Origin of the sequence: Streptomyces sp., from assembly GCF_031178505.1 — a bacterium.
GTDB classification, from domain to species: Bacteria; Actinomycetota; Actinomycetes; order Streptomycetales; family Streptomycetaceae; genus Streptomyces; species Streptomyces gulbargensis.
Genome location: NZ_JAPSIW010000032.1, coordinates 1 through 22,032, shown reverse-complemented (window position 1 = coordinate 22,032; position 22,032 = coordinate 1). Strand labels below are relative to the sequence as shown.

The following is a 22,032-nucleotide window of genomic DNA, read 5'->3' as shown; positions in this document are numbered from 1 at the left end:
TGGGAGGCCAACCGCCTGATCGCCAAGGGCAAGATCCACCCCACCCTCTCCAAGGTCTACTCCCTGGAGGAGACCGGCCAGGCCGCCTACGACGTGCACCGCAACCTGCACCAGGGCAAGGTCGGCGTCCTCGCGCTCGCCCCGGAGGAGGGCCTCGGCGTGCGGAACGAGGAACTGCGGGCCCAGCACATCGACGCCATCAACCGCTTCCGGAACATCTGAGGTCACGTAGATGACTGAGCGCCAGAAGGACCGGCCGTGGCTCATGCGGACGTACGCCGGTCACTCGACCGCCGAGGCGTCCAACGAGCTGTACCGGCGCAACCTGGAGAAGGGCCAGACCGGACTGTCGGTCGCCTTCGACCTGCCGACGCAGACGGGCTACGACCCCGACCACATCCTCGCCCGCGGCGAGGTCGGCCGGGTCGGCGTCCCCGTCTCGCACCTCGGTGACATGCGCCGGCTGTTCCAGGACATCCCCCTGGAGCAGATGAACACCTCGATGACCATCAACGCCACCGCCATGTGGCTGCTGGCGCTCTATCAGGTGGTCGCCGAGGAGCAGGGTGCGGACATCACCAGGCTCCAGGGCACCACCCAGAACGACATCGTCAAGGAGTACCTGTCCCGGGGGACGCACGTCTTCCCGCCGGGACCCTCGCTCCGCCTGACGACGGACATGATCGTGTACACGGTCAACCACATCCCCAAGTGGAACCCGATCAACATCTGCAGCTACCACCTGCAGGAGGCGGGGGCCACGCCGGTCCAGGAGATCGCCTACGCGATGTCCACCGCGATCGCCGTGCTCGACGCGGTCTTCGCCTCCGGCCAGATCCCCGAGGAGCGCAAGGGCGACGTCGTCGCCCGCATCTCGTTCTTCGTCAACGCGGGTGTCCGGTTCATCGAGGAGATGTGCAAGATGCGCGCCTTCGGCCGCATCTGGGACCGCATCACCCGCGAGCGGTACGGCATCGAGGACCCCAAGCAGCGCCGGTTCCGCTACGGCGTCCAGGTGAACTCCCTCGGCCTGACCGAGGCGCAGCCGGAGAACAACGTCCAGCGGATCGTCCTGGAGATGCTGGCCGTCACCCTCTCCAAGGACGCCCGCGCCCGCGCCGTGCAGCTCCCGGCCTGGAACGAGGCCCTGGGCCTCCCCCGGCCCTGGGACCAGCAGTGGTCGCTGCGCATCCAGCAGGTGCTCGCCCACGAGTCCGACCTGCTGGAGTACGACGACATCTTCGCCGGCTCGCACGTCATCGAGGCCAAGGTGGACTCCCTGGTCGAGGAGTGCATGGCCGAGATCGACCGGATCCAGGAGATGGGCGGCGCGATGGCGGCCGTCGAGTCCGGCTACCTCAAGTCGCAGCTGGTCTCCTCGCACGCCGAGCGGCGGGCGCGGATCGAGGCCGGCGAGGAGAAGATCGTCGGCGTGAACATCTTCCGGTCGACGGAGCCCAACCCGCTCACCGCCGACCTGGACACGGCGATCATGACGGTCGACCCGGCGGTCGAGGCCCGGGTCGTCGCCTCCCTCGGGGAGTGGCGCGACAACCGCTACCAGCCGCCGTTCAACCACCCTCGGCCCTGCAAGGCGCTGGAGCGCCTGAAGGAGGCGGCGCGGGGCACCGAGAACCTCATGGAGGCCACCCTGGAGTGCGCCCGCGCCGGGGTGACCACCGGCGAGTGGGCCGGGGCCCTGCGCGAGGTCTTCGGCGAGTACCGGGCACCCACCGGCGTCTCCTCCGCCCCGGTCGCGGTGACGGCCGAGGAGGGCACCCCGCTGGCCCTGGTGCGCGAGAAGGTGGCGCGGACCGCCGGGGAGCTCGGGGCCGGACGGCTGCGGCTGCTCGTCGGCAAGCCGGGGCTCGACGGGCACTCCAACGGGGCCGAGCAGATCGCGGTGCGCGCGCGGGACGCCGGCTTCGAGGTGGTCTACCAGGGGATCCGGCTGACCCCCGAGCAGATCGTGAGCGCCGCCCTGGCGGAGGACGTGCACTGCGTCGGGCTCTCGATCCTGTCCGGTTCGCACGCCGAGCTGGTCCCGGACGTCCTCGACCGGCTCCGGGAGGCCGGCGCCCCGGACATCCCGGTCATCGTCGGCGGCATCATCCCCAACAGCGACGCCGACGACCTGAAGCGGGCGGGTGTGGCCGCCGTCTTCACGCCGAAGGACTTCGGCATCACGGAGATCATCGGCCGTATCGTCGACGAGATCCGGAAAGCGAACAAGCTCGATCCCCTGGAGGTCCCCGCATGACCAGCAGTCTCTCCCCCGTGAACCGGCTGCGCCCCCGCCGTTCCTGTCTCGCGGTCCCCGGCTCCAACCCGCGCTTCCTGGAGAAGGCCCAGGGCCTGGCCGCCGACCAGGTCTTCCTGGACCTGGAGGACGCCTGCGCCCCGCTGGCCAAGCCCGAGGCGCGCCACACCATCGTGAAGTTCCTCAACGAGGGCGACTGGACCGGCAAGACGCGGGTGGTCCGGGTCAACGACTGGACGACCCACTGGACGTACCGCGACGTGGTGACCGTCGTCGAGGGCGCCGGCCAGAACCTCGACTGCATCATGCTGCCGAAGGTCCAGGACGCCCAGCAGATCGTGGCGCTCGACCTGCTGCTCACCCAGATCGAGAAGACGATGGGCTTCGAGGTCGGCAAGATCGGCATCGAGGCGCAGATCGAGAACGCCCAGGGCCTCGTCAACGTCAACGCGATCGCCCAGGCCTCGCAGCGGGTGGAGACGATCATCTTCGGCCCGGCCGACTTCATGGCCTCCATCAACATGAAGTCCCTGGTCGTCGGCGAGCAGCCGCCCGGCTACCCGGCGGACGCCTACCACCACATCCTGATGAGCATCCTGATGGCCGCCCGGGCCAACAACCTCCAGGCGATCGACGGCCCCTACCTCCAGATCCGCAACCAGGAGGGCTACCGGGCCGTGGCCCAGCGTGCCGCCGCCCTGGGCTTCGACGGCAAGTGGGTGCTCCACCCGGACCAGGTCGCCGCCGCGAACGAGATCTTCTCGCCCTCCCAGGAGGACTACGACCACGCCGAGCTGATCCTCGACGCGTACGACTACTACACCTCCGAGGCGGGCGGCAAGAAGGGCTCCGCGATGCTCGGCGACGAGATGATCGACGAGGCCTCCCGCAAGATGGCCCTGGTCATCTCCGGCAAGGGCCGCGCCGCCGGCATGCAGCGCACCAGCAAGTTCGAGATCCCGGAGGCCTGAGCCCCATGCAGTTCGGACGTACCTATGAGGAGTTCGAGGTCGGTGCGGTCTACAAGCACTGGCCGGGGAAGACGGTCACCGAGTACGACGATCATCTCTTCTGCCTGTTGACGATGAACCACCATCCGCTGCACATGGACGTGAACTACGCGGAGAACACGACCGACTTCAAGCGGAACGTCGTCGTCGGCAACTACGTCTACTCGCTGCTGCTCGGCATGTCCGTGCCGGACGTCTCGGGCAAGGCCATCGCCAACCTGGAGATCGAGTCGCTGCGTCACGTGGCGCCGACCTTCCACGGCGACACCATCTACGGCGAGACCACGGTCCTGGACAAGACGCCCTCGAGGTCCAAGTCCGACCGCGGGATCGTGTACGTGGAGACCAAGGGCTACAAGCAGGACGGCACCCTGGTGTGCGTCTTCCGCCGCAAGGTCATGGTTCCGACCGCCGAGTACATCGACGCGCGCGGCGGCGAGCAGCCCGGCCGCCCCGAGCTCAAGGAACAGGGGAAGTAAGTCATGGCGCGACTCGCCCAGACCCACGGTCTGACCGACGTGCAGCAGGAGATCCTCTCCACCGTCCGGGACTTCGTCGACAAGGAGATCATCCCGGTCGCGACGGAGCTTGAGCACCGCGACGAGTACCCGCAGCAGATCGTCGACGGGCTCAAGGAGCTCGGCGTCTTCGGTCTGATGATCCCCGAGGAGTACGGGGGCCTCGGCGAGTCGCTGCTCACCTACGCGCTGTGCGTGGAGGAGATCGCCCGCGGCTGGATGTCGGTCTCCGGCATCATCAACACCCACTTCATCGTCGCGTACATGCTGAAGCAGCACGGCACCCAGGAGCAGAAGGACCACTTCCTTCCGCGGATGGCGGCCGGCGAGGTGCGGGGCGCGTTCTCGATGTCGGAGCCGGGGCTCGGTTCGGACGTGTCGGCCATCACGTCGAAGGCGGTCAAGGACGGCGACGAGTACGTCCTGAACGGTCAGAAGATGTGGCTGACGAACGGCGGTACGTCCACGCTGGTCGCCGTTCTGGTCCGGAGTGACGAAGGACACCCGGAGGGCACCGCACCCCACAAGTCGATGACGACCTTCCTCGTCGAGAAGGAGCCGGGCTTCGGCGAGGTCCGCCCGGGCCTGACCATCCCCGGGAAGATCGACAAGATGGGGTACAAGGGGGTCGACACCACCGAGCTCATCATGGATGGGCTGCGTATTCCGGCCAATCGTGTACTGGGCGGGGTCACCGGCCGGGGCTTCTATCAGATGATGGACGGGGTCGAGGTCGGCCGCGTGAATGTGGCGGCGCGTGGCTGTGGCGTCGCTCAGCGTGCGTTCGAGCTGGGCGTTCAGTACGCACAGCAGCGCCAGACCTTCGGCAAGCCCATCGCGCAGCACCAGGCGATCCAGTTCAAACTGGCCGAAATGGCTACCAAGGTCGAGGCCGCGCATGCCATGATGGTGAACGCAGCTCGCAAAAAGGACTCCGGGGAGCGAAACGACCTCGAGGCAGGGATGGCGAAGTACCTCGCCTCCGAGTACTGCAAAGAGGTCGTGGAGGACGCCTTCCGCATTCACGGCGGTTACGGCTTCTCGAAGGAGTACGAGATCGAGCGCCTCTACCGCGAGGCGCCGATGCTGCTCATCGGTGAAGGTACCGCCGAGATCCAGAAAATGATCATTGGTCGTCGGCTCCTCGAGGAGTACCGGTTCCAGGGCTGAATGTCGCTTTTGAGTCGGTTCGGCCGCGAAGAAGATCACACCCTGTGTTCGTCTTCCGGCCGCCGACTCTGTTCCTGGCTTGCCCAGTTGCGCCCCGCAACCGATAGCATCGCCGGAAAGCCGCCGTCCCCCGTTGCCCGCGCGGCATCATCCGCTACGAAGGTCATCCATGCCCCACAGCCAAACCTCTGCACACCGCGACAGCCTCAAGGGCGTACGCCTCGCGCGCGGAGCATCGCCGTGGCTCCTGCCGACCGTCGCCACCGCGGCGCTCAGCCTCGTGCGCGCGCGCAAGTCGAGGCGTGCCGCGGCCATCGCCGTGCCGACCACCGCTCTCGCGGCCGGCATGCTGTGGTTCTTCCGCGACCCCGAGCGCGAGATCGCGCAGGGCAGGGTCATCTCCCCCGCCGACGGTGTGGTGCAGAGCATCATGCCGTGGAAGGACGGACGGACCCGGGTCGCCATCTTCATGAGCCCGCTGAACGTCCATGTCAACCGCGCGCCGCTGTCCGGCACGGTGACGTCCGTGGAGCACGTCCCCGGCGGTTTCGTGCCGGCGTTCAACAAGGAGAGCGAGAACAACGAGCGCGTTGTCTGGCACTTCGACACCGAGCTCGGCGACATCGAGATGGTGCAGATCGCGGGAGCCGTGGCCCGGCGCATCGTGCCGTACGTCCCGCAGGGGACGAAGGTCGAGCAGGGTGACCGGATCGGTCTGATCCGCTTCGGCTCGCGGGTCGACATCTACCTCCCGGAGGGTGTCGAGGTCGCCGTCGAGGTCGGTCAGACCACGACCGCGGGGGTGACTCGCATTGACCGTGATTGATCCCGACACACGCGCCGCCGAGTGGGTGGCCGACGCCGAGGCGGCGGAGGCCGAAGAGGCCGAGGAGATGCCGTTGTCGCTGAGGCTGTCCATAGCGGACGCCCTCACGCTCGGTAACGCCACCTGCGGCTTCATGGCGGTCTACTTCACGACGACCGGCATCCTGATCCCGCACCTCACCGGCAGCGGTGTCGAGACCGGCATGGCACGGCACTCCGCCGCGACCGCCGTGATCCTGATGCTCTGCGCGGCGGTGTTCGACCTCTTCGACGGGCTCGTGGCACGCAAGCTGCGCAGTTCGCCGATGGGCGCCGAGCTCGACAACCTGTCGGACCTGATCAGCTTCGGTCTGGCCCCGGCGTACTTCGTGCTCGTGTACGGCATGGTCGCGGACGACGCGCACCAGAAGGTCTCGGCGGTGGCCGCGATCGTGGTGCTGCTGGCGGTCGTGCTCCGGCTCGCGCGGTTCTCGTGCGTGACGATGAAGGACGGCATGTTCCAGGGCATGCCGAGCCCCTTCGGCGCGCTGACGGTGGTCTCCATCGTGCTGCTCGAGCTGCCGTTCATCCCGACCCTGCTGGCGATCATCGGCACGGCGTGGCTGATGGTGAGCCGGGTCGAGTACCCGAAGCCGCGGGGCGTCCTCGCGGTGGCGATGCTCAGCTGGATCGTGGGCGCCATGGCGCTCCTGGCCGCCTGGGCGTTCGACGCCCCCGGCGGGGCGTTCCTGCTGCAGGCCGGCTGCGCCCTCCAGGTGGTGCTGGGCGCCGTGATCCCCCTCTTCGCGACGGCCCGCAGGGTGAACACCTTCCGCGACAACCGGCGTGAGAGCCGGGAGGCGCGGCAGGCGGAGGCCGCACAGCTGCCGTAGCGCGGCACAGGCGTGACGAAGGGCCCCGGGAGGCGAGAAGCCTCCCGGGGCCCTTCCGCGTGCCGGGTCCGTCAGGGCAGCCGCTTGTGGAAGAGGGTGGTGGGGCGCAGGCCCCCGGCGGGGTCGGCGGCGTAGTCGGGGATCGTGCCGGTCTCCGTCCAGCCCGCGCTGCGGTAGAGCCGTTCGGCGGGGCTGCCGGTCTGGGTGTCCAGAACCAGCAGGGTGAGGCCGGTGGCGGCGGCGTGTGCCTCCGCGGCGGCCAGCAGACGGCGTCCGAGGCCCCGGCCGCGTGCGGCGCGGTGGACCAGGAGCCGGGCGATCTCGCCCCGGTGCCGGCCGTTGGCGGTGGTGGTACGGGCGAGGGTGACGGCGCCGGTCAGTCGCCCGTCCCCGTCGTGGGCCGCCCAGACGTCCCGTACGCCCCCGGCCGTCTCCTCGGCGGCGCGGGACCACCAGGCGGCCGCCTCGGCGGGGTCCAGGGGCGCCAGGAACCCGACGGAGGCGCCGCCGTCGACGGCGTCCACGAGGAGCGCGGCGAGACCGGCGGTGCGGGCCCGGACCCCGTCCGGGGCGAGCCGCTCGATCCGGTCGTCCGGCACGAGCCGCTTCTCCAGGCAGATCAGGCCCGGCCGGGGGTCCCAGGAGGGGACGGTCGTGAAGCCGAGGGCCTCGTACAGGGCGAGCGGTTCCTTCCGCCGGTCCCAGACGGTGAGGCGGACGGCCGAGGCGCCGGAGGCGGCGGCCCGGCGCAGCGCCTCGTCCATCAGGGCCCGGGCGAGACCTTTGCGGCGGGCGGCCGGGGCGACCCAGAGCCGTTTGATCTCGGGCGGCCGGCCGTCCCTGGGGGCCTTGAGGACGACGCAGCCGCCGGGGGCGTCGTCGCCGGCCGGGGTGGCGAGCAGGACCGTGTCCGCCGCGAAGGCGGCCGCCGGGTCCTCGGCCTCCGCTCGGTAGACGGGCGGCAGCCCGGTGACCGTGGTGACGGGAGTGCCCTTCTCCGCCTCACCGGCCAGGTGGTAGGCGGCCAGCAGGCCCGGGAGGTGCGGGTGGGAGCGGTTCTCCTCGATCGTCGTGTTCATGCCCCCGAGGATCACACCGCGTTGTTACCGGGAGATGACGATCCTTAGGCTGGGCCCCATGAGGATCTTGGTCGCGGGCGCCACGGGCGCCGTGGGGCGCGTGCTCGTGCCCCGGCTGGAGGCAGCGGGTCACGAGGTCGTGCCGGTGGCCCGGCGCGGGGCGACGCCGGTGGACGTCCTGGACGCGGCGGCGGTCCGGCGGGCGGTCGCCCGGGCGGCACCGGACGTGGTGGTGCATCAGCTGACCGGCCTGGCCGGGGCGGACGGGGCCGCCAACAACCGGATACGGATCGAGGGCACGCGGAATCTGGTGGACGCGGCGCTCGCGGCCGGGGTGCGCCGGATCGTGGCCCAGTCGATCGCCTGGGCGTACGCGCCGGGCGAGGGCCCCGCCGACGAATCGGTGCCGCTGGACCCGACGGAGGAGCTGCCCCGTGCCCGGGTCGTCGCCGGGGTGCGGGCCCTCGAGTCGGCCGTCGCCGAGGTCCCGGAGGCGGTCGTGCTGCGTTACGGGGTGCTGTACGGGCCCGGCACCTGGTACGCGCCGGGCGGCGCGGTCGCGGCGGCGCTCGCCGGGGACCGGGAGGCCCGGTTCCTGGGCGGTACGGCGGCCGACGGGTCGGTGACGTCCTTCCTGCACGTGGCCGACGCCGCCGGGGCGGCCGTCCGGGCGCTGGCATGGCCCCCGGGGGCGTACAACGTGGTCGACGACGAGCCGGCCGCCGGGCACGACTGGGTGCCGGTCCTGGCGGGGGCGCTCGGAGTGCCGGCGCCGGAGCGGTCCGGGGGCCGGGCGCCCTGGGCCCGGGGTGCCCGGAACGACCGGGCGCGGGAGCTCGGGTGGACGCCGGAACGCCCGTCCTGGCGGACGGGCTTCGCGGACCAGGGGGTCTGAGGGGCGGTCAGGGGGTGTAGGCGCGGGCGGCCTCGGAGACGAAGGGCTGCCGGACGGCGCGCATGCCGCCGGGCACGGCCGGGTCGGGCTGGATGATCACGGACTCCCGGGAGGACGGGGCCTTGGGGTCGGTGAAGTCGTGCTCGATGCCGAATCCGGCGTCGTGGTCCTTCAGGGTCAGCAGGGCCTTCCCGATGCCGTCCCGGGTCAGGTCCTTCGCCGCGCAGGCCTTCTTCAGGGCCTCGCCGAAGACGCTCGCGGCGGTCCAGCCGGCGACCACGCCGTTGTCGAGCCCCTCCTTGGGGTGGGCGGCCCGGTAGTCGGCGGCGAGCTTCCTCGCGGCCGGGGTGTCGGCGCCGATGGGCAGGCTCGGCGAGGCGAACCAGTACATCGACCGCAGGGCGGGCCCGGCCTGGGTGCCGAGGAGCTGGGGGGCGAAGGCGGAGTTGTTGCCGACGACCGGGACGCGCAGCCCGGTCGCGGCGGCGACGCCGACGAGAGAGGCGGCCTGGCGGGGTCCGGCGCTGATGACGACGGCCTTCACCCCGGCCTGCTTGAGCGCCGCGACCTGCGCCGACATGTCGTTGTCGGTGGGCTTGATCTTCTGTTCGACGACGGTGAGACCGGCCTTCCCCGCGGCGAACTTGGCGCCCTTGAGGGCGTTCTCGCCGTAGTCGCCCTCGAAGTAGACGTGCCCGAGCCGGTCCCCCGCCTTCAGGCCCTTCTCGGTGACCAGGAAGTCGACGGCGTTGATCGTCTCGACGTCGTAGGTGGCACCGATGGTGCGGATGGACGGCGAGCCCAGCAGCGAGGCCGACCAGGCCTGCGGCAGGATGACGGCGCGGTCCATGGTGTCGACGCGCGGCTTGACGGCGGCGACGAAGGGCGAGCCGATGAACTGGGCGTAGCCGGCGACCTTCGGCTCCAGTTCGGTGTAGGCGGCGAGGGCCTTCTGCGGGTCGTAGCCGTGGTCGCGGACGGCGAGCTCCAGCTGCCGGCCGCAGATGCCGCCGGAGGCGTTGACCTGCTTCACGTACAGCTGCTGGGCCTGGGTGACGCTCTTGCCGAGAGTGGCGTACACACCGGTCATGTCGGTGAGCGCGCCGACCGTGATGGTGGTGTCGGTGACACCCTCGCCGGTCCTCACCCCTCCCGCGCCGGTCCGTTTCCCGTCGTCGGTCTTCGCCTTGGAGCTGCAGCCGCTCGCGGCGGTGAGGGCGATCAGTGCGGTGAGCGCCGCGGTCAGGCCGCGCACAGCCGGTCGTCCGAGGTTCATCGTGCCTCCCCTGAGGGTTCGGTGGACTTCCGGGCGGCGAGCCGGACCAGGCCCCCGGGCAGAAAGAGCACCACCGCGACGACGGCGGCGCCGTAGAGATAGCGGGCGGCCTCCCCGGGTGCGATCCCGCCCGTCCCGGGGGCGGAGACCAGGGGGAGGGCGTCGCTGTACCGGTTGAGGAGCTGCGGCAGCAGGGAGACGAAGACGCCTCCGGCGACCGCGCCGGCGACCGACCCGAGACCGCCGATGACGATCATGGCCAGGTATTCGAGGGAGAGCGCCATGCCGAAGTACTCGGGCACGGTGCGCTGGAAGACGAGGGCGAGCAGGACGCCTGCGAGGCCCGCGTACATGGAGGAGAGGACGAAGACGGCGGCGCGGTGGCGGGCGACGGGGATGCCGAGGACGCCGGCGGCGATCCGGTGGTCGCGAATGGCGTTCATGGCGCGCCCGGGGCGGCCGCGGAGCACGCCGCGGGCGAAGAGGACGCCGCCGAGGAGCAGGGCGAGTCCGAGGTACCAGAGCTTCTCGACCGCGCCGAACGGGATCTGGGCGACGAGGAGCTCGGTGTCGTCGAAGGTGAGGCCGAAGAGGGACAGCGGGGGGACGGCCCGGCCGTTGTAGCCGCCGGTGAGGTCGTGGGCGTTGAAGAGGACGTGCTGTCCGATGAAGATCAGGGCGAGGGTCGCGATGCCCAGGTAGGCGCCGTGCAGCCGGCCGGCGATGGGGCTGAAGAGGCCGCCGGCGACGCCCGCGAGGGCGACGGCGAGAACGGCGGCGAGCCAGCCGGGCAGGCCGAGGCCGGCGAGGCCGTCGGCGCCGTCCCCGGCGAGGGCGCAGTAGCCGTAGGCGCCGACGGCGAGGAAGAAGGCGTGGCCCATGGAGAGCTGGCCGGTGGCGCCGGTGAGCAGGTTGATGCCGACGGCCCCGAGGGCGGCGGCCATGGCGAAGAGTCCGGCCTGGAGCCAGAACCGGTCCAGGTAGAAGGGCAGGGCGAGGAGGACGAGGACGGCGGCGGCCCCCGCATACACCTTCGCCGGGAGGTTTCGGAGGCGGTCAGACACGGGCGAGCTCCTTCGTGCCGAGGAGTCCGGCGGGGCGGATCAGCAGCACCACGACCATCACGAGGTACGGGGCGAGGTCGCCGATGCCGCGGCCGAGGAAGGCCAGGTCGCTCTGGTAGCCGGTGGCGAGGGACTCGGTGACGCCGACGAGGAGGCCGCCGACGAGCGCGCCGGTGGTGGAGTCGAGGCCGCCGAGGATGGCGGCGGGGAAGGCCTTGAGGGCGGCGAGCGCGGTGCCCCGCTCCAGGCCGGGGGTGGGGAAGACGGTGAGGAAGAGGGCGGCGACGGCGGCGAGCGCCCCGGCGACGGCCCAGGCGCCGAGCGAGACCCGGCCGAGGCGGATGCCCATGAGGGCGGCGGTCTCCTGGTTCTCGGCGGCGGCCCGCATGGCGACGCCCCAGGAGGTGTAGCGGAAGGCGAGGAGGAAGGCGGTGATGAGCAGGGCGGCGGCGAGGAGCGCGGCGATGCGGGTCTGGGCGACGGTGACCGGCCCGAAGGTGACGACGCCGTCGCCCCAGGGGTCGCCGAGGGCGAGGATGTCGGTGCCGATCCGGCGGGTGAGCTCGGTGGCGAGGAGGATGTCGACGCCGATCGTGACGATGGCGAGGACGCTGTGGTCGCCGCCCCGGTGCCGGCGCATGACGAGGAACTCGACGGCCGCGCCGACGAGGGCCGCGCCCGCGACGCCGGCGAGGAGCGCGAACCAGAAGCCGAGGTTGTCGTGGAGGACGGCGGTGACGTAGCCGCCCGCCAGGAGCAGCGAGGCGTGGGCGAAGTTGACGACCTCGGTGGCACGGAAGATGACCACGAAGCCGAGGGCGATGAGGGCGTAGATCGAGCCCAGCGAGACGCCGTTGATCAGGAATTCGGCGAAGGTGCTCACGCGGCGGTCTCCTCTCCGAGGTAGGCGCGGACGACCGCCGGGTCGTTCTGGACGTCGGCGGGGGACCCGTCGGCGATGCGACGGCCGAAGTCGAGGACGGTGACGGAGTCGGCGAGCCGCATCACCAGACCCATGTCGTGCTCCACGAGCAGCACCGAGATGCCGAGGCTGTCGCGGACGCCGGCGATGACGGCGGCGGTACGGAGGCGTTCGTCGGCGGTCATGCCGGCGACGGGTTCGTCCAGGAGCAGCAGCTTCGGTTCCATGCAGAGCGCGCGGGCGAGTTCGGCGAGTTTCTGCTGTCCGTACGGGAGCGAGCCGGCGGGCCGGTCCAGCCGGCCGGCCAGGCCGACGAAGGCGGCGATCTCGCGGACCCGGGCGCGGTGCCGGGCCTCCTCCCGGACGGCGGAGGGCAGGCGGAGCCCGGCGGCGAGGAAGCCGGTGCGGGTGAGGCGGTGGCGGCCGAGCATCAGGCTGTCCTCGACGGTGGCCCGTGGCGGCAGGGCCAGGTTCTGGAAGATCCGGCCCACGCCGAGGCCGGCGATGCGGTGCGGGGGCAGGCCGGTCAGCTCGTGCGGGCCCAGCCGGACGGAACCGGCGGTGGCCCGGTAGACGCCGGACAGCACGTTGAAACAGGTGGACTTGCCGGCGCCGTTGGGGCCGATGAGGGCGTGGACGGTGCCGGGGCGGACGGTGAAGCCGACGCCGTCGAGGGCGGTGAGTCCGGCGAAGCGGACGGTGACGCCCTCGACGACGAGGGCGGGGACGCCGGAGGCCTGAGGGCCGGGGGGCTGAGCGGGGTCCTGGTGACCGGGGCTCTCGTGGCCGGGGGCCCGAGCGGGGTCCTCGTGGTCGGGGGCCGGCGGTGGGGTGGTGCTCATCGGGTCTCCTGGCGGCGGTCGCGGGGGCGGGGGCCTGGGGCGGCGGGGTCCCAGCGGGACAGCGCCGGGTGCTCGGTGCGGGCGCGGGCCGCGTCGGCGGCGGCGTCCTCGTCGACCACGCCCAGGTAGCGGCGGCGGACCTCGTCGGACGCGGCGAGTTCGGCGGCCGGCCCCGCGAGGGTGACCTCGCCGACCTCCAGGACGTAGGCACGGGAGGCCAGCCGCAGGGCGAGGGCCGCGTTCTGTTCGACCAGGAGGACCGCCGTGCCCTGGCCGTTGATCTCCCGGATCGCGTCCGCGATCCGGGCGGCCATCAGCGGGGCCAGCCCGAGCGACGGCTCGTCGAGCAGCAGCAGCTCCGGCCGGGCCATGAGCGCGCGGCCGACCGCGAGCATCTGCTGCTCGCCGCCGGAGAGCAGTCCGGCCGGCTGCCGGGCGCGGTCGGCGAGGACGGGGAAGAGGGCGTGGACCCGCCGCAGGGCCGCGGCCCGCGCGGCCCGGTCGGCGCGGCGGCCGAGCGCACCGGCCCGCAGATTGTCCTCGACCGTCATCCGGGCGAAGACCTGACGGCCCTCGGGCACCTGGGAGACGCCCGCGGCGACCACCCGGTCGGGCGGGAGCCCGTCGAGCGGGCGGCCCCCGCAGCTCACCGTGCCGGAGACCACGGCGCCGCCGTGGAACCGCAGGGTGCGCGAGACCGCCCGCAGCAGCGTGGACTTCCCGGCCCCGTTGCCGCCGAGGACCGTGACGACGGCCCCGGCGGGCACGGTCAGCGACACCCGGCGCAGCGCGTGCACGGGTCCGTATCCCGCCGTGAGGTCCGTGACCTGAAGGGCGGGTTCGGTGCCTTGCATGGTTCCCCTTTCCCCGGCCGTCCTGTCGCTGGGCGATTCCCGGCCGCTTCGGTGGCGCTCACCCCAGCACCGGCCCGGACCGCCCGTCCACGTCCGGCGGCCGAAACGCTGCCGGTGACCAGCGGGCGGGCCGACGCGCTGTGCACCGGCACAACGCTGCGCGTCAGGGGCGTGCGGGGAGGGCCGGGACGGTGGCATCCTCCGGGCATGGGACGGCGCAGACGGCGGACCGGCGACGACTGGAAGGTGCTCGCGCAGGCGTGCACGGAGCTTCTGGAGCGGGTGCCTGAACTGGTGGACGAGCATCTGAGGGAGCTGCACGCGTACGAGCCCGCCTACGGGCGGATCCTCCCCTACGACCGGCACTGGCAGGAGGCGCACGAGGCGATGCGGATCGGGATCGAGATGATCTCGGCGCCGCGGAACTCGCCCCGGCGCGACCTGGAGCACGCGGAGGAGATGGGCCGCCGGCGGGCCGAGCAGGGCATGCCGCTGGAGCTGGTGGTGCACGCCTACCGGCACGCCGGCCATCTGGTGTGGGACGCGCTGATCGAGGGCGCGGGCGCGGACGCGGCGCGGCTCGCGGCGCTGATGCAGTCGGCGACGACGGTGTGGTCGGCGGTGGACGCGCAGGCGGACACCGCGTCGGAGGCGTACCGGGCGACCGAGGCGGAGCTGCGGCGGCGTACCGACGAGCAGTTGCAGGCGCTCCTGGACGCCCTGCTGCAGGGCCAGCGTTCCCCGGAGGTGGTCTCACGGGCGGCGGCCGGCCTGGACCTGCCGGAGCAGGGGCGGTACGCGGTCGTGGTGCTGCGCTACGACCGGCGGGAGGAGCGGGAGCCGTTCCACCGGCAGGTGCAGGGGGACGGGGTGCGGTTCCTGTGGCGGATGCGGGCCGACTGCGAGCTGGGCGTGGTGGCGTTCACGGACGGCACGGGGCTGGACGCGCTGTCGGAGCTGCTCGACGGGCGGTGCCCGGGGCCGGGCGGGATCAGCCCGGTGGTGGACGGGCTGGCCGAGCTCGGCCGGGCCCGGCGGCTGGCCGAACTGGCCCTGCGGAGCTGTCCGCCCGGCAGCCGCGAGGTGGTCCGCCTGGACCGCCGGATGGCGGGGGCGCTGGTGGTGGGCCAGCCGGAGATGGCGCAGCTGCTGGTCGCGGAGGTGCTGGGCGGGCTGCTCGAACTGGACCCGGCCGACCGGGCGGTGCTCCTGGAGACGCTGGACGCGTGGCTGGACTGCGAGGGGTCGGCGGGGCGGGCGGCGGGGCGTCTGTACTGCCACCGGAACACGGTCTTCAACCGCCTGCGGCGCCTGGAGCAGCTGACGTCGAGGTCGCTGTCCCGGCCGCGGGACCTGACGGAGATGACGCTGGCGCTGGACGCGTTCCGGCTGACGGCGCAGGGCTGAACGGGCCGCCGCGCGGAGCCGGCCCTTGACCGCCGGGCGCGCGGTGACCATGATCACCAAGTCCTGCCGTGATCCAGTCCCGAGGTGAAATGCCCATGCGCGTCAAGGCCTTCGACCATCTGGTGCTCAATGTGACCGACGTCGAGCGTTCGCTCGCGTTCTACACCGGGCCCCTGGGCCTCGCACCCGAGCGGGTGGCGGAATGGCGGGCCGGCACGGTGCCGTTCCCGTCGGTGCGCATCGACGACAGCACGGTCATCGATCTGTTCTCCCGCCCGCGCGGGGAGTCCAACGTGGACCACATCTGCCTGGTGGTGGACCCGCTGGACTGGCAGGAGGTCATCGAGTCCGGCACCTTCGACGTGGTCGAGGGCCCCGTCCCGCGCTGGGGCGCCCGCGGCTCGGCGCAGTCGGTCTACGTCAAGGACCCGGACGGCAACACGGTGGAACTGCGCTGGTACCCGCAGGACGCGGAGGCGTAGGCCGGTCCGGAAAGTCGCGCCCGGCCCGCAGGCTCTCCCCCGTAGCCCTTGGGGCACGGGAGGGCGGCCCTCCGTCCTGCTCCCCTGGGCCCCGCCGGCCCGGGAAGTCCCCGGCACCGGACGCCGCGGACCCTGCCCTGCGGGCGGACGCCGCTCCCTTCCCCGGCCCAGCGGTCGCGCCGCCGGTCCGTACCCGTCCCCTGAACGGGCGGCGCGTACGGACCGGCCGGGCGCTACAGCAGGAAGTCGCGGGCGATCGCCGCCGCCACGTCCTCCAGGAGCGGGCCGGCGTTCGCCATGGAGGTGGCGGGGTCGGGCTCCAGGTCCGCGAGGGGGTAGGCGCGGCGGATGCCGGCCGCGCCGAGGGCCTCCGGGGCGAGGGCGAGCCGTCCGCAGACCGCGACGACCTCCTTGCCGGCGGCCCGGGCCGCCGCAGCGACGCCCGCCGGGGCCTTGCCGTGGAGGGTCTGCTCGTCGAGCGAGCCCTCGCCGGTGATGACCAGGGTGGCCTTCTCCAGGGCGGGCGCGAAGCCGAGGACCTCCAGCATGAGTTCGATACCGGGGCGGAAGCTCGCGCCGAGGATGAGGGCTCCGTAGCCGATGCCGCCCGCGCCGCCGGCGCCGGGGGCGACGGCGGCCTCGGCCGCCCGGGCGCCGATCGCCTTCTCCAGGACGGTCGCGTAGTGGGCGAGGGCCGCGTCGAGGGTGCGGACGTCCTCCGGGGAGGCGCCCTTCTGCGGGCCGTAGACCGCGGGGGCGCCCTTCGGTCCGGTCAGCGGGTTGTCGACGTCGCTGGCGAGGATCAGTTCGACCTCGGCGAAGCGGGGGTCGAGTCCGGAGAGGTCGGCGGTGGCGAGGTCGGCGAGCGGCGCGCCGCCGGGTCCGACCGGTTCGCCGGAGGCGTCGAGGAAGCGCGCGCCGAGGGCGGCGAGCATGCCGGCGCCGCCGTCGGTGGTGGCGCTGCCGCCGACACCGAAGACGAGGGTGGTGGCCCCGGCGTCGAGGGCGGCGCGGAGAAGTTCGCCGGAGCCGTAGGTGGTGGCGGTCAGCGGGGCGAACACGCCGGACGGGAGGAGCTGGAGACCGGAGGCCTCCGCCATCTCGACCACGGCGGTCGTGCCGCGCAGCGCGAAGGCCGCGGTGACGGGCTCGCCGAGGGGGCCGGTCACGGTCGTCTCACGGCGCTCGAAGCCCGCCGCGACCGCCGCCGCGACCGTACCGTCGCCGCCGTCCGCCACGGGCAGGGTCACCACGTCGAGGTCGGGGACGACCCTCCGCAGTCCCGCCGTGACCCGCTCCGCGACCTGCACGGCCGTGAGCGAGCCCTTGAACTTGTCGGCCGCCACGAGCACGTGAGCGACCTGAGTTGCTGCTCCGTCCGTCACCTTGCATCCCTTGCTTTCGAACAGGCAGTCGCGCCGACGCCGACCCTATCCGTACCGCCGGACGGCGTGCCACCCCCGGATGTCGCGATATCTCGGACCGCAGGGGGCCGCATGAGCACGGAAGGGATCGAGCCGGGGCCGACGGGTCGGCGGGACGGCCCGCGCCCGGCCGGAAGGTGAGCGGAATCGGTGTCGCGGCGGTCGCCCGGGCCGCGCCCGGCGAGCGGTCCTCGACAGCGCCCGGCCGGATCCGGCAGGGCGCGGACGGCTCGGAGCCGGAGTCCGCGCCCCTCGCGTGGATCGCGATGATGTTCAGCGCCGGCCTCGGCATCGGCCTGGTGTTCCACGGGGTCGGGGAGCCGCTCCGGCACTTCCTGGACCCGCCGCCGGCGAGCGGCGTCCCGGTCGGCACGGGACCGGCCGCGCTCAGCGCGATGGAGTTCGTGCCGGTGATGCCGGGGCTGTGCGTGGCGCTGCGGGAGGACCCGGGCCCGGGACCGGCCCGCAGCACGCCCCGCACGGTCCGCGGGAGGTGGTGCGGACGCCGGTCGGCGAGGCGGTGACCGAGCCGGGGCCGCCCGCCCGGCACCACCGACCGCGCCGCCCGGTCCGGGGCCGCCGCGACGGCGAACCGCCGGAGGGCGAGGGCCGAACCGGGATCCCGCTCGGGCGGCGACGCCTGGCGGAGACCGGCCGGGGCGGGCCGCTTCTGGCTACCCTGACGGGGTGACCACCACCGACTACGCCACGTACCTCGCGGGCCTCCCCCGCGTCCTGGCCGCCGCGGCGGTCCTCCTGCGGGACGCGGCGGGCCGCGTGCTGGTCGTGGAACCCGACTACCGCCCGCACTGGAGCCTGCCCGGCGGCACGATCGAGTCCGACGCCGGGGAGACGCCCCGGCAGGCGGCGCGCCGGGAGGCGGCGCGCCGGGAGGCGGCGGAGGAGATCGGCCTGGACGTGGAGCCGGGGGCGCTCCTCGCCGTCGACTGGGTGCCCGGCACCGACCGCCCGCCGATCGTGGCGTACGTCTACGACGGCGGCGTGCTGTCCGCGGAGCGGCTGGCGCGCGTCCGGGTCCGGGAGGGCGAGCTGCTCTCCTGGAAGCTGATCGGGCGGGACGGGATCCCCGCCCATCTGCCGGGCGGCCGGGGCCTGCGCGTGCTCGCCGCCCTGGACGTCCTGGAGTCCGGACGCGCCGGCCCGGCGGAACTGGTGGACGGGCGCCCTGCCGGAAGCGCCTGATCCCCGCGGGCCTCGGCCCCGGCTCGCCGTACGCGCCGGTCCGCGGCGTCAGCCCTGCGGCGGCTCGGGCGGCAGGAGGTCACCGGTGCGCTGGGCCTCGTCGCGGGTGGCGGTACGGGCCTCGGTGCGGTGGCCGCGGGCGACGTAGTCACGGACCACCGCCTCGACCGCGTCCTGGGGGTTGCCGACGCCCGAAAGAACCATGACGTCCACGACGAGAGCGGCGTCGAGCACGATGTTCACCTTGGCCATGCGGGGAACCTAGCACCGGGAAACCCGCTCGCGGCAGGGGCGGGGCCTTCTTAAGGTCGGTGGTATGACGATGGTCGCGATCCTCACCGGCGCCGGTGTCTCCACGGACTCGGGCATCCCCGACTACCGGGGGCCCGACGGACTGTGGCGCAAGGACCCGGGGGCGGAGCGGCTGGTGACGTACGGGCCGTACATGGCCGATCCGGAGATCCGGCGACGGGCCTGGCGGATGCGGCTGGACGGGCCGGTCCTGAAGGCCCGGCCGAACGCGGCGCACCTCGCGATCGCCGCGTTCGAGCGGAGCGGCCACGCGCTGCGGGTGCTCACGCAGAACGTCGACGGACTGCATCAGGCGGCGGGGGTTCCCGACCGCAAGGTGCTGGAACTGCACGGTTCGGCCCGGTCGGTGGTGTGCACGGCCTGCCGTGCCCGGTCCTCCATGGAGGAGGCGCTGGACCGGGTGCGGGCGGGCGAGGCGGACCCGCCGTGCCGGGCCTGCGGCGGGATCCTGAAGTCGGCCACGGTGATGTTCGGACAGCGCCTCGATCCGGTGCTGCTCGCCCAGGCGGTGTCCGTCGCCAAGGCCGCCGAGGTCTTCCTCGCGGTCGGTACGAGCCTCCAGGTCCAGCCGGCCGCCTCCCTCGCGGGGATGGCGGCCGAGCACGGGGCCCGGCTGATCGTCGTGAACGCCGAGCCCACCCCGTACGACCCGCTCGCCGCCGAGGTGATCCGCGAGCCGATCGGGACGGCCCTGCCGGCGCTCCTGGAGCGGCTGCGTTAGAACAGGGCGTCCTGCGGTGCCGGGAGGGTGCCGGATTCGAAGGCGAGGAGACGGCGCTTGCGGTCCAGGCCGCCGCCGTAGCCGGTGAGGCCGCCGCCCGCGCCGATCACCCGGTGGCAGGGGACGATGATGCTCACCGGGTTCTTGCCGTTGGCGAGGCCGACGGCCCGGGAGGCGGTGGGGGTGCCGAGCGCCTCGGCGAGTTCGCCGTACGTCCGGGTCTCCCCGTACGGGATGCGGAGCAGCTCGCTCCAGACGCGCCGCTGGAACGGGGTGCCTTCCAGGTGGAGCGGCAGGTCGAAGGCGGTGAGGTCGCCCGCGAAGTAGGCGTCGAGCTGGCGGACCACCTCGCCGAAGGGGCGCGGGTCGGGCTCGCCGAAGGTCTCCTCGGGCGGGCGGTGGCGCTGGCCGGTCATGTGGACGCGGCTGAGGACGCCGTCGACGGCGACGAGGGTCAGCGGCTCGTAGGGGCTGTCCACGACGGTGTGCTGCACGGTGGGCATGGCGGGGTCCTCAGGCGGGTGTCTCGGGCGTGGCGGGGGACGCCGGCAGGTGGTTGATCGGATGGTCGTCGGTGGCCCAGAGGTACTGGACGGCGTAGGCGCGCCAGGGTCGCCAGTGGGCGGCGCGGGCGGTGAGCGCGGCGGGGGTGTCGGGCAGGCCGAGGCCGGCGGCGGCGCGGCGGACGCCGAGGTCGCCGGCGAGGAAGGCGTCGGGGTCGCCGAGCGCCCGCATGGCGATGATCTCGGTGGTCCAGGGGCCGAAGCCGGGCAGGGCGAGGAGCCGGGCGCGGACCTCCTCGCGGTCGTCGGCGGGTCCGAGCGGAAGGCTGCCGTCGGCGAGGGCCCGCACCAGGGTGAGGAGGGTGGTCCGGCGGCTGCGCGGCAGGGCCAGGGCCTCGGGGTCGAGGGCCGCCAGCGCCTCGGGGTCCGGGAAGAGGTGGGTCAGCCCGCCCTCGGGGTCCTCCACGGGGACGCCGTGGGCGGTGACGAGCCGGGCGGCGTGGGTGCGGGCGGCGGCCGTCGAGACCTGCTGGCCGAGGACGGCCCGGACGGCGAACTCGGCCGGGTCGACGGTGCCGGGCACGCGGCGGCCGGGCGCCGCGTCCACGAGCGGGGCGAGCAGGGGATCGGCGCGGAGCCGGTCGTCGACGGCGACCGGGTCGGCGTCGAGGTCGAGGAGGCGGCGGCAGCGGCTGATGGCGTGCGCGAGGTCGCGCGGGTCGGTGAGGGAGAGCCGGCAGGCGATGTGGCCGGGGCGCGGGGCCAGGGCGGCGATGCCGTGTCCGTACGGGAGGCGGAGGGTGCGCCGGTAGGCGCCGTCGCGCCACTCCTCCACGCCGGGGACGGCGGTCGCGGCGAGGTGGCCGAAGAGGTTGGAGGGTTCGAGCGGGGCGCGGAACGGCAGGCGGAGGCTGATGACGCCGGGCGCCGGCGCGGTGCCGGCGGGCCCCGGGGAGCCTCCCGGGTCGGCGGGCCGGCGGGCGGCGCGGGCGCGGAGCTCGCCGGGGGTGAGGGCGAAAACCTCGCGCACGGTGTCGTTGAAGGAGCGGATGGAGGCGAAACCGGCGGCGAAGGCGATCTCGCCCATGGGCAGGGCGGTGGTCTCGATGAGCACGCGGGCCGTCTGGGCCCGCTGGGCGCGGGCGAGGGCGAGGGGTCCCGCGCCGAGTTCGGCCAGGAGCTGGCGCTCGATCTGGCGGGTGGACCAGCCGAGTCTGCGGGCGAGGCCGGGGACGCCCTCCCGGTCGACCACCCCGTCCTGGATGAGCCGCATGGCGCGGGCGACGGCGTCGGCGCGGACGTTCCACTCCGGGGAGCCGGGGCTGGTGTCGGGCCGGCAGCGTTTGCAGGCCCGGAAGCCGGCGCGCTGGCAGGAGGCGGCGCTCGGGTGGAACTCCATGTTCTCGGGTTTGGGCGGCACGACCGGGCAGCTGGGCCGGCAGTAGATGCGGGTGGTCCGGACGGCGGTGAAGAAGACGCCGTCGAAGCGGGCGTCCTTCGACTGGACGGCCCGGACGCAGCGCTCGGTGTCGGTGTGCATGGATCCAGGATCGTGGACCGGCGGCGTCCGGGCTGGCAGAAAAACGACAGGGACGTCCGCCCGGCCGGGAGGAGCGGGAGAACCCGTCAGACGGGCACGGTCCGGTAGTGGGTGGTCAGCCGGCCGTCGTCGCCGAGGACGTGGAAGGCGAGGGCGGGCGGCAGGCCGAGGTGGAGGTGCGGGTCGGCCGGGTCCGGGTGCTCCCAGGGGAGGCGGATCGCCGAGTGGACCCCGGGGGCGACGAGGAGGGGGCGCCCGGCGAAGGTGGTGGCCGCCGCCGTGTGGGCGTGGCCGGCGAGGAAGGCGGTGAGGTGGGGGTGGCGGCCGGCGAGTTCGGCGAGCCGCTCCTCGCCGAACTGGCGGATCTCGTCCACGTACGGCGTGTGGAGCGGTACGGGCGGGTGGTGGAAGGCGACGAGGACGGGGGTCTCGCGGGGCGTGGCGGCGAGGACGCCGTCCAGCCAGGTGAGGGTCTCGTCCTCCAGGAGGCCGTGGTGCTCGCCGGGGACGGAGCTGTCGCAGAGGGCGACGACGAAGCCGTCGCCGCGCAGCACCTGGTTCACGGGCGCGTACGGGTCCCGGGGCGCGGCGGCGGGAGTCGCGCCGGCCTCGGCGCCCGGAGCGGGCAGGGGCAGCGCGGCGCGGAACGCGGCGCGGTCGTCGTGGTTGCCGGGACAGAGGAGCAAGGGGTGGCGGGAGCGCAGCAGTTCGCGGGCGACGGCGTACTCGGCGGGGGTGCCGTTGTCGGTGATGTCACCGGTGACGAGGACGGCCGCCAGGTCGTACGGCAGCTCCTCCAGGTACCGGAGCACGGCGCGGGTACGGGCGGCGCTCCGTTCCTCCTCGTCGATGT

At 73.4% G+C, this 22,032-nt stretch carries 22 protein-coding genes and 3 pseudogenes; 13 read left to right on the top strand and 12 right to left on the bottom strand.

All coding sequences use genetic code 11. The features are described 5' to 3' along the window. The 7 genes and pseudogenes from RIF68_RS05015 to pssA all read left to right on the top strand — a co-directional run. Positions 1 to 222, top strand: a pseudogene (locus RIF68_RS05015) (crotonyl-CoA carboxylase/reductase); the annotation flags it as partial. 10 nt (positions 223 to 232) lie between these two features. Next, positions 233 to 2,260 carry a protein meaA gene (locus RIF68_RS05010; protein WP_309049891.1) on the top strand — a complete coding sequence of 676 codons (2,028 nt, stop codon included), beginning with the start codon at positions 233 to 235 and terminating at the stop codon, positions 2,258 to 2,260. Then, positions 2,257 to 3,231, top strand: a complete 975-nt coding sequence (locus tag RIF68_RS05005) for a CoA ester lyase (protein ID WP_309049890.1) — start codon at positions 2,257 to 2,259, stop codon at positions 3,229 to 3,231. Before RIF68_RS05010 ends, RIF68_RS05005 begins: the two co-directional genes overlap by 4 nt. Positions 3,232 to 3,236: 5 nt before the next feature. Beyond that, positions 3,237 to 3,749 carry a MaoC family dehydratase gene (locus RIF68_RS05000; protein ID WP_309049889.1) on the top strand — a complete coding sequence of 171 codons (513 nt, stop codon included), beginning with the start codon at positions 3,237 to 3,239 and terminating at the stop codon, positions 3,747 to 3,749. Between the two features lie 3 nt (positions 3,750 to 3,752). Beyond that, entirely contained in the window at positions 3,753 to 4,958 is a 1,206-nt protein-coding gene (locus RIF68_RS04995; RefSeq protein WP_309049888.1) for an acyl-CoA dehydrogenase family protein, read from the top strand. Positions 4,959 to 5,127: 169 nt separating this feature from the next. Next, positions 5,128 to 5,784, top strand: coding sequence for a phosphatidylserine decarboxylase (locus RIF68_RS04990; RefSeq protein ID WP_309049887.1), 657 nt, complete (start codon positions 5,128 to 5,130; stop codon positions 5,782 to 5,784). Further along, a complete protein-coding gene (gene pssA, locus RIF68_RS04985; protein WP_309049893.1) occupies positions 5,777 to 6,655 on the top strand; it encodes a CDP-diacylglycerol--serine O-phosphatidyltransferase in 879 nt (292 codons plus the stop codon). The genes RIF68_RS04990 and pssA overlap by 8 nt, the downstream gene beginning before the upstream one ends. A 71-nt stretch (positions 6,656 to 6,726) precedes the next feature. Here pssA and RIF68_RS04980 read toward each other — a convergent pair whose 3' ends face one another. After that, positions 6,727 to 7,239: a GNAT family N-acetyltransferase gene (locus RIF68_RS04980; RefSeq protein WP_309049892.1), complete on the bottom strand. Its 513-nt coding sequence runs from the start codon at positions 7,237 to 7,239 to the stop codon at positions 6,727 to 6,729. Between the two features lie 75 nt (positions 7,240 to 7,314). Continuing rightward, positions 7,315 to 7,734 (bottom strand): annotated as a pseudogene (locus tag RIF68_RS04975) (GNAT family N-acetyltransferase); the annotation flags it as partial. A 58-nt stretch (positions 7,735 to 7,792) separates the two neighbouring features. On the opposite strand from RIF68_RS04975, the gene RIF68_RS04970 reads away from it, so the two are divergent. After that, a complete protein-coding gene (locus RIF68_RS04970; RefSeq protein WP_309049886.1) occupies positions 7,793 to 8,629 on the top strand; it encodes an NAD(P)-dependent oxidoreductase in 837 nt (278 codons plus the stop codon). 7 nt (positions 8,630 to 8,636) lie between these two features. Here the strand turns inward: RIF68_RS04970 and RIF68_RS04965 are convergent, their stop codons facing one another. Genes RIF68_RS04965 through RIF68_RS04945 form a run of 5 tightly spaced genes read right to left on the bottom strand, consistent with a single transcriptional unit; the run spans position 8,637 to position 13,587 of the window. Beyond that, positions 8,637 to 9,905 (bottom strand): ABC transporter substrate-binding protein, encoded by a 1,269-nt coding sequence (locus RIF68_RS04965; protein ID WP_309049885.1) that lies wholly within the window; start codon positions 9,903 to 9,905, stop codon positions 8,637 to 8,639. Further along, positions 9,902 to 10,969, bottom strand: coding sequence for a branched-chain amino acid ABC transporter permease (locus tag RIF68_RS04960; RefSeq protein WP_309049884.1), 1,068 nt, complete (start codon positions 10,967 to 10,969; stop codon positions 9,902 to 9,904). The genes RIF68_RS04965 and RIF68_RS04960 overlap by 4 nt, the downstream gene beginning before the upstream one ends. After that, the gene (locus RIF68_RS04955) at positions 10,962 to 11,852 is read right to left on the bottom strand and encodes a branched-chain amino acid ABC transporter permease (protein ID WP_309049883.1); all 891 of its coding nucleotides are present in this window, start codon (positions 11,850 to 11,852) and stop codon (positions 10,962 to 10,964) included. The genes RIF68_RS04960 and RIF68_RS04955 overlap by 8 nt, the downstream gene beginning before the upstream one ends. Next, the gene (locus RIF68_RS04950) at positions 11,849 to 12,733 is read right to left on the bottom strand and encodes an ABC transporter ATP-binding protein (RefSeq protein ID WP_309049882.1); all 885 of its coding nucleotides are present in this window, start codon (positions 12,731 to 12,733) and stop codon (positions 11,849 to 11,851) included. The genes RIF68_RS04955 and RIF68_RS04950 overlap by 4 nt, the downstream gene beginning before the upstream one ends. Beyond that, the gene (locus RIF68_RS04945) at positions 12,730 to 13,587 is read right to left on the bottom strand and encodes an ABC transporter ATP-binding protein (RefSeq protein ID WP_309049881.1); all 858 of its coding nucleotides are present in this window, start codon (positions 13,585 to 13,587) and stop codon (positions 12,730 to 12,732) included. The genes RIF68_RS04950 and RIF68_RS04945 overlap by 4 nt, the downstream gene beginning before the upstream one ends. 207 nt (positions 13,588 to 13,794) lie before the next feature. On the opposite strand from RIF68_RS04945, the gene RIF68_RS04940 reads away from it, so the two are divergent. Then, positions 13,795 to 14,994: a helix-turn-helix domain-containing protein gene (locus RIF68_RS04940; RefSeq protein WP_309049880.1), complete on the top strand. Its 1,200-nt coding sequence runs from the start codon at positions 13,795 to 13,797 to the stop codon at positions 14,992 to 14,994. Between the two features lie 95 nt (positions 14,995 to 15,089). After that, positions 15,090 to 15,476 carry a VOC family protein gene (locus tag RIF68_RS04935; protein WP_309049879.1) on the top strand — a complete coding sequence of 129 codons (387 nt, stop codon included), beginning with the start codon at positions 15,090 to 15,092 and terminating at the stop codon, positions 15,474 to 15,476. 233 nt (positions 15,477 to 15,709) lie between these two features. On the opposite strand, the gene RIF68_RS04930 is transcribed toward RIF68_RS04935, so the two are convergent. Further along, positions 15,710 to 16,861: a glycerate kinase gene (locus RIF68_RS04930; protein ID WP_309049878.1), complete on the bottom strand. Its 1,152-nt coding sequence runs from the start codon at positions 16,859 to 16,861 to the stop codon at positions 15,710 to 15,712. Between the two features lie 242 nt (positions 16,862 to 17,103). On the opposite strand from RIF68_RS04930, the pseudogene RIF68_RS36425 reads away from it, so the two are divergent. Next, a pseudogene (locus tag RIF68_RS36425) lies at positions 17,104 to 17,304 on the top strand (BCCT family transporter); the annotation flags it as partial. Positions 17,305 to 17,587: 283 nt separating this feature from the next. Beyond that, positions 17,588 to 18,103 (top strand): NUDIX hydrolase, encoded by a 516-nt coding sequence (locus RIF68_RS04920; protein ID WP_309049876.1) that lies wholly within the window; start codon positions 17,588 to 17,590, stop codon positions 18,101 to 18,103. A 48-nt stretch (positions 18,104 to 18,151) separates the two neighbouring features. Here the strand turns inward: RIF68_RS04920 and RIF68_RS04915 are convergent, their stop codons facing one another. Beyond that, positions 18,152 to 18,355: a DUF2191 domain-containing protein gene (locus tag RIF68_RS04915; protein ID WP_309049875.1), complete on the bottom strand. Its 204-nt coding sequence runs from the start codon at positions 18,353 to 18,355 to the stop codon at positions 18,152 to 18,154. Between the two features lie 64 nt (positions 18,356 to 18,419). Here RIF68_RS04915 and RIF68_RS04910 point away from each other — a divergent pair, with 64 nt between their 5' ends. Next, positions 18,420 to 19,136 (top strand): Sir2 family NAD-dependent protein deacetylase, encoded by a 717-nt coding sequence (locus tag RIF68_RS04910; protein WP_309049874.1) that lies wholly within the window; start codon positions 18,420 to 18,422, stop codon positions 19,134 to 19,136. Here the strand turns inward: RIF68_RS04910 and RIF68_RS04905 are convergent. The 3 genes from RIF68_RS04905 to RIF68_RS04895 form a co-directional block, all read right to left on the bottom strand. Then, positions 19,133 to 19,639 (bottom strand): methylated-DNA--[protein]-cysteine S-methyltransferase, encoded by a 507-nt coding sequence (locus RIF68_RS04905; protein WP_309049873.1) that lies wholly within the window; start codon positions 19,637 to 19,639, stop codon positions 19,133 to 19,135. The genes RIF68_RS04910 and RIF68_RS04905 overlap by 4 nt on opposite strands. 10 nt (positions 19,640 to 19,649) lie before the next feature. Beyond that, on the bottom strand, positions 19,650 to 21,179 hold the full coding sequence (locus RIF68_RS04900; RefSeq protein WP_309049872.1) for an AlkA N-terminal domain-containing protein: 1,530 nt from the start codon (positions 21,177 to 21,179) through the stop codon (positions 19,650 to 19,652). A gap of 86 nt (positions 21,180 to 21,265) precedes the next feature. Further along, entirely contained in the window at positions 21,266 to 22,030 is a 765-nt protein-coding gene (locus tag RIF68_RS04895) for a metallophosphoesterase (protein ID WP_309049871.1), read from the bottom strand. Positions 22,031 to 22,032 lie beyond the last annotated feature (2 nt).